The sequence below is a fragment of the Stenotrophomonas sp. AN71 genome (genome assembly GCF_050435725.1).
GTDB lineage: Bacteria > Pseudomonadota > Gammaproteobacteria > Xanthomonadales > Xanthomonadaceae > Stenotrophomonas.
In genome coordinates this window covers 135,537-149,104 of sequence record NZ_JBNDKU010000004.1, presented here as the reverse complement: position 1 = coordinate 149,104, position 13,568 = coordinate 135,537, and the positions used below count along the sequence as shown (strand labels likewise).

Below are 13,568 nucleotides of genomic sequence, written 5' to 3'. Positions count from 1 at the left end.
GGGGGTGACGCCGGGCCATGCCCGGCGAGCGCTTAGCGCGACAGAGCTTACAACCCGTAGCGCTCGATCACGTCCAGGTGCGACTGTCGATCCTGGTCGCAGGCCTCGGCCAGGCGCAGCCAGCACTGCGGATGCGACCACGTTGCGGTTTCCTGCTGCAGGAAGCGATGCAGGGCCAGAGGCGCATGATCCTGCGGCTGGGCCACAGTGAACAACAGACCCGGCAGCGTGCCTTCATGCACCTCGGGATCGGTCACGGTGTAGTCCGGGCGGCTGTGCGACCACACCTGCCAGCCCTGTGCCTCAGCGCCTTCGACAAAGGCATTCCACGCGTCCTCACCGGGATGTGCGCCATCGATCAGCCAACTGCGGGCGAAGCCGCCACGTTCAAGCACATGCACCTGGGCGTAGGTCGGGATGAAATGTTCGCGCGCGTGTTCCTCCTCCGGCGCCGGATGCACCAGTGCAGCGTCGAACACCACCCAGTCGCCGACCTGCTGGGCGCGGTTGGCCGGAGCATTCTCAACGATGCGCGCAGTCACCGGGCCACTGCGGCGCGCGTAGTACTCCATCGGCTCGCCGTTCTCTTCGCTGCGGATGATCACCCAGCCCCACGGCTCCTCGACCACGCCGTCCTGGCTGGACAGCTCCATGCCGATCGCGCTGGCCGAGCGCCGTACCGCGTCCCAGTCGCGCGCCGCACTGGCGGCACTCATGTGATCCCAATGCGCGGCATTGGGCTCATCCAGCCGTTCCACCAATTGCGCATAGCAGGCCTGCGCCTCGCTGAAGCGGCCAGTGTCCATGTACATCCGTGCCAATGTGCCGCGTGCGCCGTGTGAGCCCGGCGACGCCGCCAGCAGCGCCTGCGCCGCCTGCTCCAATGTCGGCCAGTCGGATACGCGACGGGCGCGCTGCACGTCGCACCAGTGCGCGAACACCGGCACGCTGCCACGGTAGGCGCCGGCCAGCTGCTGCAGGCCCTCATCGTCGCCCTGCTCGGTCAGCCAGCGCATCAGCGTGTAGGCGGCAGGGCCATCGTTCTGTGCATGGCCACCCACGAACCGCCACAACAAGGCACGCGCTTCGGCCTGTGCGCCGCAGGCATGCAACGCCGAGGCGGCCGTCTCGGCCAACGCCTCGTCGTCAGCACATTGCGCATGCGCCTGCAGCAGCCACTGCGCCTCGCGCTCGGGATCACGCGACTGATGCTGCTCTGCCTGCTCGCTCAGCCACCCCAGCAGTTCGGCCGCTGGCACCGGCAGCGGCGCCACCTCCGGCAGTGCGTCGATGCGCGCGGCCAGACCTGCCACCAGCGCAGCCGCACCTCGGTCCTGGCGCAGCTGCGACAGATGGGTACGGGCCAGTTCCAGCTGGCGCTGCGCAACCCAGCGCGCACCGCGCTGCAGGGCCAGCTCCAGGCTCAGCGCGGCCATCTCGATCACCAGGCGATGTGAACCCACGCGAGCGAAGTGCTCGATGATCGTGTTGAAACGGGTGCCAAGATCCCAGGTGTTGCGCGCTGGATCGCGCTGGCACAGCGCAGCGGCGGTGTTGGCCCACAGCCGCCAGTAGTTCGGGGTCAGCTCGCCCCATGGCACCAGCTGCTGCAGGGCCTCTTCATCACGGCCCAGCTGGGCCAGCGCCCAGGCCTTGGACAGGCGGCGCGGCACCGTGCAGTTGGCCGGCTCGTATTCACCGGAGGCCGCTACTTCGGCTTCGCGCTTCTCGATCAGCGCCAGCGCCTGTTCGGCCCGGCCCACGGCAAGCAGGATCTTGATCTGCATCTCGGGGAAGCTGTCGAACACCTCCTTGCCACACGCCTCGATCGCATCGGACTGCGCCTGCAGATAATCCAGCGCCTCCTGGCCGCGGCCGTCATCGAGCAGGGCATCGGCCTTCTCGCAGCTCAGGCACTGGAAGCAGGCCCAGCTCGGATCGATGCGGCCCAGCGTTTCATCGCAGACCTCGATGCGCTCCGGCACCCAGCCCGGGCCATCGATATTGCCGTAGCAGGCGGCCAGGTCCTGGGTCACGCAGATCGACTGCGGGCATCCCAGGGTGTCCTCGCGATGCGCGCGCTCGAACAGCGACACCGCCTCGCCCAGCGCACTTTCTCCTTCGACGCGGTTGCCAACACGGTTGCGCAGCGCCCAATGGCCGACGTAGACGTCCACCCAGGGATTGTCCAGCGCCTTGCCCAGCGCGCGCGCCTCGGGCAGCAGTGCGTCGACGCGATCGATCTGCAGTTCACTGACTTCGTCGGCGAGGCGGTTCAGCAGGTGCGCGTTCTGCGCCTGGCCGGCCTGACGCAGGTCACTCTGCAGTTTTTCAACCCAGTTCCAGATGTCCATGGGGTAATTGCTCCTGTCTAGCGAAGGCTGGATGAGAGGGGGCGGTGCTCAGCGCAGCATCTGCTGCAGGGCACCGGCGATATCGGCGAAGGCGCCGTTGAGGTCAGGGCCCGCAGTGGTCGTCGCCCGTGCCAGCGGGCGGCCCTGCGCGGCAACGATGATCTTCAGCGAGCGCAGCAGGCGCGCGGCGGCTTCGGCCTGCGGGTGGCCATCGCGTTGTGCGCGCAGCAGTGACTGCACCGCCGGGTTGTCCAGGTTGAGGTACAGCCGCGACGGCGCACGCGATTCGATGCGCGCGGTGAACTGCCGGGCCAGACGCAGCGCGGCCATCGAGACGCGCTTGTCGTTCTCGTCGTCTTCCAGCCGCTGTTTCAGTTCGGCCTCGCGGTCAGGCACCACCACCACCGGCAGTGCTTCGGGGCTGAAGCGTGCCGGCAGCAGCTGCTCGCCGTCGCCCAGCTGCTCACGCAACCAGGCCAGCTGGGTGTCGTCGAGACTGTCGTCGGTGCGGAACAACGCACGATTGCCCTGCTCGGTGCCGAGCTCGACCAGGCGCAGCCCCTTGGCCTGTGCCCAACGGCGCAGGAACGGCACCACGGCATAACGATGGCCATGCGCGACCGGCACGCCCATCGCGCGGAACAGCATCTCTTCGAAGCCGCCGCCGTTGTCGAGGATGACGTGCACCGCGCCACGCGATGGCAGCGCACTGGCTGGCAGGTCGCCCTGCGAGGTTGGCACGCGCACGTGCTCGAGCAGCAGGTCGAACAGGCGGTCATCGCACAGCGCCGCGCCCAGCAGTGCCTCGTTGTGACGGGTCAGCACGCGCCGCCACGCTTCCGGCTGCTGCCGCGCGACGTCGGCCAGGCCGTCGATCAGGGCTTCCAGCAACGCATGCTGCACGGCACGGTACTGGTCGTCGCGCTGCAGGTCTTCGCGGCTGGCGGTGGGCGTCAACCGCGACGATTCGATCACCCCGCCGATGAAGCCGGCCCATGGCGGCAGCAGGTCGCGGGCGTCGTCATCCAGCAGCATGCCGCGCACGAATACCGACAGGTTGCGGTTGTCGCTGGTGCCATAGGTGGCGCCATCCTGCACCCACAGCAGGCCGACGGCATCGCTGCTGCCATCAGCGCGCAGCGGCAAGGTGGCGATCGGCTCGAAATCGTGCTCGAAGCGCGCAGCAAACTGCAACGCCTGGCGGCGGGCCTGCACCGGGTGCACGGCAACATCGCCCGGGCCGCGCCACGGCGGTGGCTCGGGGTTCAGCGCCTCGGTCGCGGCACCGATGAAGATCGGTTCGGACAGCAACGCGCAATAGCGGCCCAGTACCTCGTGCAGGCGTGCCTCGTTGGCCAGCGGCAGGAAATCCGGATGCAGCTCCAGCTCCACCTCGGTACCAACCGCGCGTGCCGGCACTTCGCTGACCGTGTACTGCTCGGCGTTGCTGGACACATACAGGTGGCCCAGCTCCGGCGTCTGGTAGGAGGTGGTGCGCACGCTGACCCGCCGCGCCAGCACGAACGCCGACAGGAAACCGAGGCCGAACATGCCGATCAGGCCGTCGTCGTCGTCCCCACCCTGGCGCAGGCCGCGGGTATAGCCGACACCGACAGTGGCCAGGTAGTCATGGATTTCCTGCCGGGTCAGGCCCGCCCCGGTATCGGTGATGCGCAGCACGCCGGCACCGGCATCGACCCGCACCGAAATGTGCGAGGGCACCTCGGCACCGGGTTGCTCGATGCGGCGGCGGATGATCGAGTCGTGCGCGTTCTGCACCAGCTCACGCAACGCCACCATCGGGGTGGAATACAGGTGCTTGCCCAGCACCGTCATCAGTCCATTGAGATCGACCCCGGCGCGACGGATTTCGGCGTTGGGGGCGATGAGCGCGGTGTCCTGCATGTAATCGTTTACTCCTGGGCACGGAAAGACGCCAGCGGGCATCTTCGTCGAGCGGGAAAAACTAGCACAGCAACGCTGACCATTGCCGTGCCCGCCGCCGCATTCCGCACGCGCGAAGGTAGCGCCGGGCCAGCCCGGCGGGAGGCGCGGCAGGCATCACGCCGCGTCGATGGCCTCGGACAGGCGCTCGACGGCAATCACTTCCATGCCCTTCACCGACCCGCCCTTGGGCGCATTGGCCTTGGGCACGATGGCGCGCTTAAAGCCATGGGTGGCCGCCTCGCGCAGGCGGTCTTCACCATTGGGGACCGGACGGATCTCGCCGGACAGGCCGACTTCGCCAAAGGCGATGGTCTTCTCCGCCAGCGGCCTGTCCTGCAACGAGGACAGCACCGCCAGCAGCACCGGCAGATCGGCCGCCGTCTCCTGCACGCGGATGCCTCCGACCACATTGACGAATACGTCCTGGTCGCCGACCAGCACGCCACCGTGGCGATGCAGCACCGCCAGCAACATCGCCAGACGGTTCTGTTCCAGGCCAACGGCGACACGGCGCGGATTGGACAGCGGCGAAGCATCGACCAGCGCCTGCACCTCCACCAGCAAGGGCCGGGTGCCCTCGCGGGTGACCATCACGCAGCTGCCTGGCTGGTGGGTGCTGCCGCCGGACAGGAAGATCGCCGACGGGTTGGAAACCTCCTTCAGCCCCTTGTCGCCCATCGCGAACACGCCCAGCTCGTTGACCGCGCCGAAACGGTTCTTGAACGCCCGCAGCAGGCGGAAGCGGCTGCCGCTTTCGCCTTCGAAGTACAGCACCGCGTCAACCATGTGCTCCAGCACACGCGGGCCAGCGATACCGCCCTCCTTGGTCACGTGGCCGACCAGGAACACGGCGGTGCCGGTCTCCTTGGCGAAGCGCACCAGCCGTGCGGCACTCTCGCGGACCTGGCTCACCGAACCCGGCGCCGCCGTCAGGCTCTCGGTCCACAGGGTCTGCACCGAGTCGGCCACGATCAGCCGCGGGCCGGCCCGGGAGGCATGCTGCAGGATCGACTCGACCCCGGTTTCAGCCAATGCGTTGACGCCGTCCAGCGGCAGGCCCAGGCGGTGCGCACGGCCGGCCACCTGGGCCAGCGACTCCTCGCCGGTGACATACAGCACCGGCAGTTCGGCGGCCATCTTCGCCACCGCCTGCAGCAGCAGGGTCGACTTGCCGATGCCCGGGTCGCCGCCGACCAGCACCACCGCGCCCTCGACCAGACCACCGCCGAGCACGCGGTCGAACTCGCCGATGCCGGTGGTGACACGGCGGTGCTCGGTCTGCTCCACGTCCTTCAGCGCGGTGATCTTCGGCGGATCGATCTTGCCGGCCCACCCCGCCCGCCGCGAGGCCGGCGCCTTGGCCGCCGCCGCGCTTTCCAGCACGATTTCCGACAGTGAGTTCCAGGCGTTGCACTCGGTGCACTGGCCCTGCCATTTACTGAACTCGGCGCCGCATTCATTGCAGACGTAGGCGGTGCGGGCTTTTGCCATCTGGGAATTTCCTGCAACGGGAACGGGCGTGGCAGGATAGCCGAGCCGGGTCGCAGGTGCTGCGACCGCTCAAGTTCCGCCCACCCGCGCCGATAGGGGTCGCAGGCGTGCGCCTTGCGGGCGCCCCTCCCTCCTCCACTGGATCCAACATGACTGGCAGTTACAGTCAGAGCCTGGTCATCACCTCCCTGCTGGTGGCCATCCTTGCTTCGTACACGGCACTGGACATGGCCGGCCGCCTGGCCACGGCCGAGGGCCGCGTGGCGCGATGGTGGCTGGCTGGCGGCGCCGCAGCGATGGGCCTTGGCATCTGGTCGATGCACTTCATCGGCATGCTCGCCTTCGACCTGCCAATCCCACTGGGCTACGACCTGGGCATCACCCTTTACTCGCTGGCGGTGTCAATCGGCGCCTCGGCCTATGCGCTGTGGCTGGTGTCACGGCCCAGCCTGCCCTGGCGGCGCCTGCTGGCCGGCGCGGTGCTGATGGGGCTGGGCATCGCCACCATGCATTACCTGGGCATGGCGGCCCTGCGCATGCAGCCGGGCATCGACTACCATCCGGGCTGGTTCGCCGCCTCCATCGCGGTGGCCATCGGTGCCGCCGGCGCCGCCCTGTGGATCGCCTTCCGCCTGCGCACCGAACAGCGCAACACGCTGCTGCTGCGCGGCCTCGCCTCGCTGGTGATGGGCCTGGCCATCGTCGGCATGCATTACACCGGCATGGCCGCCGCGCGCTTCCCTGATGGCAGCATCTGTGGCGCAGTCGGCAGCGGCGGCATCGACACGCGCTGGCTGGCCGTGCTGGTCATCGTCACCACGGTAGCGACGCTGGGCATCGCTCTGGTGGCCTCATTGTTCGACCGGCAGATGCGTGTGCGCACCGGGCTGCTGGCCGATTCACTGGCGCACGCCAACAACAAGCTGATCCAGGCCGCCCTGCATGACCCGCTGACCCAGCTGCCGAACCGCATGCTGCTGCAGGACCGCATCGAGCAGTCCATCGAAAAGGCACGCCGCCGCAACCACGCGGTGGCGGTGATGTTCTGCGACCTGGACGGCTTCAAGGCAGTCAATGATGCGTATGGCCATCAGCTCGGCGACCGCCTGCTGGTGGCGGTGGCGCAGCGCATCGGTGGCCTGCTGCGGCCACAGGACACCTTCGCCCGCCTCGGCGGCGACGAATTCGTGATCGTGCTGGCCATCGACATTCCCGACGATGCCGTGGTGGTGGCCGAACGCATCATCGCCGCCGCCGGCGAACCGTTCACGCTGGACGCGGCCGAACTGCAGGTCAGTGCCAGCCTGGGCATCGCCCTGTATCCGGATGACGCCGGCAACGAGCGCGAACTGATGGCACACGCCGACGCGGCGATGTACCACACCAAGGAAACCGGGCGGAACGGCTACACCTTCTTCACCCCGTCGATGCAGCTCAGCGCCAATCGCCAGCTGCGGCTGCTGCAGGACCTGCGCAAGGCCATCGCCCGCAACGAACTGATCCTGCACTACCAGCCCAAGTTTCCCGCCGCTGGCGCTCCGGCCACGGGCGCCGAGGCGCTGCTGCGCTGGCAGCATCCGGAGCTGGGGCTGCTGGCGCCGGATGTGTTCATTCCGATCGCCGAACGCAGCGGCCTGATCCTGCCGATCGGCGACTGGGTACTGGACCGCGCCTGCGCCCAGCTGCGTGCCTGGCACGATGCAGGTCACAGCGAGTGGTCGATGGCAGTGAACCTGTCGCCGCTGCAGTTCGCCTCACCGGCGCTGCTGGACAGCGTGCGCGCGGTGCTGGAGCGGCATCGGATCGAGCCGGCGCGGCTGACCCTGGAGATCACCGAAACCACGGCGATGAAGGATGTGGATGCCAGCCTGGCGATCCTCAACGACCTGACCGCCATGGGCGTGCACATCGCCATCGACGACTTCGGCACCGGCTATTCCAGCCTGTTGTACCTCAAGCGCATGCCCGCCACCGAGCTAAAGATCGACCGCGCATTCGTGCACGACCTGGAATGCAACGCCGAGGACGCGGCCATCGTCTCGTCGATCATCGCGCTCGGGCGCACCCTGCAACTTCAGGTGGTGGCCGAGGGCGTGGAGACCCAGGCGCAGCGCGAGTACCTGCGCGATCTGGGCTGCGACCAGCTGCAGGGTTACCACCTGGGCCGGCCGATGGAGGCCGAGGAATTCCTGCGCAAGGTGGGATGAGGTTCGACGCCGGGGTCGGATCCCTTGCCGCAGGCAAGGGCTCTGACCCCATCCACGCATGGCATGGATCTACTGCACTGCGCATCCACGCATGGCGTGGATCTACCGCCCCCTGAGTAGATCCACGCCATGCGTGGATGCCTTTCCCGGTGTTGCCGGAAAACAGAAAGGCCGCCCGGGGGCGGCCTTTCTGCGTGGCAACGTCGCGTGGACGTCAGTGCATCATGTGCACGTTCATGTTGTGCATGACCCACAGGGTGCCGACCACGATGATGCCGATCACCACCACGGTGAAGGCCGCAGCGTTGACGTTCCAGCGGCTTTCCGACGAGCGGTCCAGATGCAGGAAGAACACCAGGTGGACCAACATCTGCAGCACGGCGGTAATGGCGATGACCACACCGTTGACGGTGCGCGAGAAATCACCCGACATCACCATCCAGAACGGGATGACGGTCAGCACCACCGCCAGCACGAAGCCGATCAGGTACGACTTCACGGTGCCATGGCTTTCGCCGCCGGTGCCGTGGTCGTGTGCATGGTTGTCATGTGCCATTACAGCGCTCCATTGAGGTAGACGACGGAGAACACGCCGATCCAGATCAGGTCCAGGAAGTGCCAGAACAGGCTCAGGCACGCCATGCGGGTCTTGTTGGTCGGGGTCAGGCCGTACTTCTTCAGCTGCACGAACATCACCAGCAGCCACAGCAGGCCGGCGCTGACGTGCAGGCCGTGGGTACCGACCAGGGCGAAGAACGCAGAGAGGAAGGCACTGCGGTCCGGACCGTAGCCCTGATGGATCAGGTGCTGGAATTCATAGACTTCCATGCACATGAAGCCGAAGCCCAGCAGCCAGGTGATCGCCAGCCACAGGAACATCTGGCCGACCTGCTTGCGGTGCATGGCGATCATGCCCAGGCCGAAGGTCAGCGACGAGGTCAGCAGCAGCGCGGTTTCCCACGCCACGAACGGCAGCTCGAACAGGTCCTTCGCGCCGGGGCCACCATCGGTACCGCCAGACAGCACCACGTAGGTGGCGAACAGCGAGGCGAAGATGAGGCAGTCGCTCATCAGGTACACCCAGAAACCGAAGACGGTGTTGCCGCCGGTGTCGTGGTGCTCGTGGTCGTCATGGCCATGGGCCGCCGCTTGCGCGGCGTGCCCGTGGCTCAGGGTCGAGGTATTGGTGCTCATGCCTTCAGCTCCGACTTCACCAGGCCCTGGTTTTCCAGGTGCTTGCGGTGTTCGTTCTCGATGCGTTCCACCTCGGCGGCCGGGACCCAGTAGTCCACGTCCTGGTCGAAGGTGCGGTAGATGAACGTGGCGATCATGCCGACGAAGCCAATGATGGCCAGCCACCAGATGTGCCAGATCATCGCGAAGCCGAACACCATGCTGAAGGCACCGATGACCACGCCCGTGCCGGTGTTGCGCGGCATGTGGATGTCGGTGTACTTGGCCGGCTTCGGCCAGGCTTCACCACGCTGCTTGCGCTCCCAGAAATCGTCCAGCTCGGTGACTTCCGGCAGTGCGCCGAAGTTGTAGAAGGCCGGCGGCGAAGAGGTTTCCCACTCCAGCGTACGGGCATCCCACGGGTCGCCGGTCAGATCGGCCGTCTTCTTGCGGTCGCGGATCGACACGGCCACCTGGATGATCTGGCACAGGATGCCGGCACCCACGATGAAGGCACCTGCGGCAGCCACCAGCAGCAGCGGCTCGTAGGCCGGGTTGACGGTGCTCTGCAGGCGACGGGTCATGCCCATGAAGCCCAGCACGTACATCGGCATGAAGGTCACGTAGAAGCCGATGAACCAGCACCAGAACGCGCACTTGCCCCAGAACTCGTTGAGGCGGAAGCCGAACATCTTCGGCCACCAGTAGGTGATGCCGGCGAACATGCCGAACACCACGCCGCCGATGATGACGTTGTGGAAATGGGCAATCAGGAACAGGCTGTTGTGCAGCACGAAGTCGATGGCCGGGATCGCCAGCATCACGCCGGTCATGCCGCCGATGGTGAAGGTGACCATGAAGCCGATGGTCCACAGCACGGGCGTGGTGAACTGCACGCGACCGCGGAACATGGTGAACAGCCAGTTGAAGATCTTCACGCCGGTCGGGATCGAGATGATCATCGTCGTGATGCCGAAGAAGGCATTGACGTTGGCACCCGAGCCCATGGTGAAGAAGTGGTGCAGCCACACGATGAACGACAGCACGCCGATGCAGGCAGTGGCGTAGACCATGCCCTTGTAGCCGAACAGCGCCTTGCGCGAGAAGGTCGCGATGACTTCGGAGAACACACCGAACGCAGGCAGGACCAGGATATAGACTTCCGGGTGACCCCAGATCCAGATCAGGTTGATGTACAGCATGGCGTTGCCGCCACCGTCATTGGTGAAGAAGTGCGTGCCCAGGTAGCGGTCCAGGGTCAGCAACACCAGGGTGATGGTCAGCACCGGGAAGGCCGCGACGATCAGCACGTTGGTCACCAGCGCAGTCCAGGTGAACACCGGCATCTGCATCAGCTTCATGCTGGGGGTACGCATCTTCAAAATGGTGATGAAGAAGTTGATACCGCTCAGCGTGGTACCCAGGCCTGCGACCTGTAGACCCCAGATGTAGTAGTCCATGCCGACGCTTGGACTGTATTCGATGCCCGACAATGGCGGGAACGCCAGCCAGCCGGTGGCGGCGAACTCACCGATCCACAGCGACAGCATGATCAGCACCGCACCGGACACGAACAGCCAGAAGCTGAGCGAGTTGACGAACGGGAACGCGACGTCGCGCGCACCGATCTGCAGCGGCACGGCCAGGTTCATCAGGCCGGTGATCAGCGGCATCGCCACGAAGAAGATCATGATCACGCCGTGGGCGGTGAAGATCTGGTCGTAGTGGTGCGGCGGCAGGTAACCCTCGGACCCGCCGACGGCGAGCGCCTGCTGGGTACGCATCATGATCGCGTCGGAGAAACCGCGCAGCAGCATGACGAAGGCGACGATGAGGTACATCACGCCGATCTTCTTGTGATCCACCGAGGTGAACCACTCCTTCCACAGGTAACCCCACAGCTTGAACTTGGTGATCAGGGCCATCACGCCCAGGCCACCCAGCACTGCACCGATCAACGTCGTCAGGACGATCGGATCGTGGGGGATCGACTCAATAGAGAGTTTTCCCAACATGTTCATTCTCCCGAGCCCGCATGGCCGGCGTGACCGGCGGCGGCGTGCTCGTCAGCAGTGTGTCCGGCGTGTTCGGCCGGAGCGGCAGCGGCATCGGTGTGGCCTTCGTGGCCCTCGTGACCCGCATGGGCATCGTGGCCTTCGGCAGCGGCACCATCGGCCGGGGCCTTGTGCTCGTGCTTCATGCCGTAGTGCTTGTTGTCACCCATGTGCTTGGCCAGGACCCAGTCGAACAGGCCTTCTTCGGTCTTGCCGAAGTAGGTGACCGGATACCACTCGGCGTTGCGTGCTTCACCCAGCGCCTTGAACGAGGCCTTGTCCAAGGTCTGCTCGCCGGCGCGGACCTGGTCCAGCCACTGGCGGTATTCGGCATCGGTGACCGAGTAGGCGGTGAAGTGCATCTTGGCGAAGCCCGCGCCGCTGTAGTGCGAGGACATGCCCGGGAATTCACCGGTCTCGTTGGCGATCAGATGGAGCTTGGTCTCCATCGCGGCCATCGAGTAGATCATGCTGCCCAGGTGCGGGATGAAGAAGGCATTCATCACCGTGTCGGACGTGATCTTGAAGTTCAGCGGCGTGTTGACCGGGAACTTGATTTCGTTGACGACCGCCACCTTCTCTTCCGGATAGATGAACAGCCACTTCCAGTCCAGCGAGATCGCCTCGATGGTGACCGGCTTGACGTCCGATTCCAGCGGCTTGTACGGGTCCAGCGCGTGCGACGAACGCCAGGTCAGGACCGCCAGCACCAGCACGATCATGCACGGGATCGACCACACCACCACCTCGATCGCCGTCGAGTGGGACCACTTCGGCTCGTAGCGGGCCTTGGTGTTGGAGGCGCGATACTTCCACGCGAAGGTCAGGGTCATGATGATGACCGGGATGACGACCAGCAGCATGAGCACGGTAGCCGTGATCAGCAGGGTCTTCTCATCCTGGCCGATCTGGCCCTTCGGACTGAGGATGGCCACGGCATCGCAGCCGGTAAGCATCACCAGCAACGACAGCAGCAGGCCCGGGCGCAACCAGCGCCCAAGGGTTTTCAACGGAATCATCGGTCGATCCAATTGCGAGGGAATGCCGTTCCCCGTCCTGCCCGCTCCGGCCAAAGCCGGTCCCGCCTGTGGTGAGACAGGCAGTGAGGTGGGGTCGAGTCAGCCTTCCAATTTTAGGCCGTCACCCACCATTTAAGAAAGGCATTGACAATGATCGGACGCAGGAAAGGCCGCTTTCGGGCTGCGACACGTTGTCGCACTGCCCGCACAGGTACGGTCCGGCCGTGTTCGGCAAAGTCGGATGAACAGATTCAGGAACGCGCGTGAGGGCGAGGACGTGGGATCCTCGGCGCGAGGAGGGGCCTCATGGACAAGATCGACTTCAAGAAGCGCGACCGGATGCTGTACCAGCCGCCGGCGGGCAGGTTTGTCACGGTGGAGGTCCCTGCCCTGCCCTACGTGATGGTCGACGGCTGCGGCGATCCGAACACGGCCCCCGCCTACCTGCAGGCGGTGCCGTGGCTGTACGCGGTCAGCTATGCACTGAAGTTCGCACTGAAGGCCGAAGGCCAGGACTACGTGGTGCCACCGCTGGAGGCACTATGGAGTGCCGATGACCCGGCCAGCTTCATCGCCCGCCGCAAGGACGAGTGGAGCTGGACGGTGATGATCCGGACGCCCGAGCGCATCGCCGCAGACTTGTTTGAAGCCGCGATTACCCAGTCGCGGAAGAAGCGGGGTGATGCGCCTGCCAGCCTTCGCCATGAAACGCTCGAAGAAGGCCGCTGCCTGCAGACCCTGCATGTGGGCGCCTATGACGATGAAGGCCCGACGCTGGCTCATCTGCATGACGAACTGATGCCCGCGCGGGGCTACACCTTCGCCGGCCCCCACCACGAGATCTACCTGAGCGACCCGCGCAGGACCGCGTCGGCGCGCCTGAAGACCATCCTGCGGCAGCCGGTGCGGGCACTTCAGACCGGCGCCCCTTCCCGCCCGTGATACAAGGAACGCCATGCGCCTGATCAACCGACTGCTTCTCTGGACCACCCTGCCCGCCGGGCGCCACCTGATGGCCGTTCTGGGTGCCGGGCTGGTGATCGTGCTGGCCTGCAATCCGGATCTGCTGCCGTTGTTGCCGGTGGTGGATGCGCTGGGGTTGGACGTGCTGATGCTATTGCTGGGTGCACAGGTGGTGGCACTGCTGCCTTGGGTGCGGAAGCGGGCTGGACGCGGGGCCAGAATGCTTGCACGACTGCTGATCGGCGCATTGGCGGGAGCAGCAGGCGGCTATCTCCGGCAGCTCGCCTGGTGGTTGGCGCGGGATGCAGGGGTCGTGAGGCACCGATAAGGCGTACTACACCCGATCCTCTGGCGGAATCA

General features: G+C 66.0%; 10 protein-coding genes. 3 read left to right on the top strand and 7 right to left on the bottom strand.

Annotation, left to right across the window (positions count from 1 at the left end; translation table 11 throughout):
* Window positions 1-47: 47 nt before the first annotated feature.
* The 3 genes from ABH900_RS08585 to radA form a co-directional block, all read right to left on the bottom strand.
* Window positions 48-2,354 carry a tetratricopeptide repeat protein gene (locus ABH900_RS08585; RefSeq protein WP_429622472.1) on the bottom strand — a complete coding sequence of 769 codons (2,307 nt, stop codon included), beginning with the start codon at window positions 2,352-2,354 and terminating at the stop codon, window positions 48-50.
* Between the two features lie 48 nt (window positions 2,355-2,402).
* Window positions 2,403-4,259 carry an ATP-binding protein gene (locus tag ABH900_RS08580; protein WP_429622471.1) on the bottom strand — a complete coding sequence of 619 codons (1,857 nt, stop codon included), beginning with the start codon at window positions 4,257-4,259 and terminating at the stop codon, window positions 2,403-2,405.
* A gap of 156 nt (window positions 4,260-4,415) precedes the next feature.
* A complete protein-coding gene (gene radA, locus ABH900_RS08575; protein ID WP_429622470.1) occupies window positions 4,416-5,792 on the bottom strand; it encodes a DNA repair protein RadA in 1,377 nt (458 codons plus the stop codon).
* Between the two features lie 149 nt (window positions 5,793-5,941).
* On the opposite strand from radA, the gene ABH900_RS08570 reads away from it, so the two are divergent.
* Window positions 5,942-7,999 carry a putative bifunctional diguanylate cyclase/phosphodiesterase gene (locus ABH900_RS08570; RefSeq protein WP_429622469.1) on the top strand — a complete coding sequence of 686 codons (2,058 nt, stop codon included), beginning with the start codon at window positions 5,942-5,944 and terminating at the stop codon, window positions 7,997-7,999.
* A 214-nt stretch (window positions 8,000-8,213) separates the two neighbouring features.
* Here ABH900_RS08570 and cyoD read toward each other — a convergent pair whose 3' ends face one another.
* Genes cyoD through cyoA form a run of 4 tightly spaced genes read right to left on the bottom strand, consistent with a single transcriptional unit; the run spans window position 8,214 to window position 12,245 of the window.
* Window positions 8,214-8,555 (bottom strand): cytochrome o ubiquinol oxidase subunit IV, encoded by a 342-nt coding sequence (cyoD, locus tag ABH900_RS08565; RefSeq protein WP_005408584.1) that lies wholly within the window; start codon window positions 8,553-8,555, stop codon window positions 8,214-8,216.
* On the bottom strand, window positions 8,555-9,193 hold the full coding sequence (gene cyoC, locus ABH900_RS08560) for a cytochrome o ubiquinol oxidase subunit III (protein ID WP_429622468.1): 639 nt from the start codon (window positions 9,191-9,193) through the stop codon (window positions 8,555-8,557). The genes cyoD and cyoC overlap by 1 nt, the downstream gene beginning before the upstream one ends.
* A complete protein-coding gene (gene cyoB, locus ABH900_RS08555; protein WP_429622467.1) occupies window positions 9,190-11,187 on the bottom strand; it encodes a cytochrome o ubiquinol oxidase subunit I in 1,998 nt (665 codons plus the stop codon). The genes cyoC and cyoB overlap by 4 nt, the downstream gene beginning before the upstream one ends.
* Before the next feature lie 2 nt (window positions 11,188-11,189).
* Window positions 11,190-12,245: a ubiquinol oxidase subunit II gene (gene cyoA / locus ABH900_RS08550; protein ID WP_429622466.1), complete on the bottom strand. Its 1,056-nt coding sequence runs from the start codon at window positions 12,243-12,245 to the stop codon at window positions 11,190-11,192.
* 306 nt (window positions 12,246-12,551) lie between these two features.
* Here cyoA and ABH900_RS08545 point away from each other — a divergent pair, with 306 nt between their 5' ends.
* Both ABH900_RS08545 and ABH900_RS08540 read left to right on the top strand, forming a co-directional pair.
* On the top strand, window positions 12,552-13,187 hold the full coding sequence (locus ABH900_RS08545; RefSeq protein ID WP_429622465.1) for a GyrI-like domain-containing protein: 636 nt from the start codon (window positions 12,552-12,554) through the stop codon (window positions 13,185-13,187).
* Between the two features lie 13 nt (window positions 13,188-13,200).
* The gene (locus tag ABH900_RS08540; protein WP_429622464.1) at window positions 13,201-13,536 is read left to right on the top strand and encodes a hypothetical protein; all 336 of its coding nucleotides are present in this window, start codon (window positions 13,201-13,203) and stop codon (window positions 13,534-13,536) included.
* The last annotated feature ends 32 nt before the right edge of the window (window positions 13,537-13,568 follow it).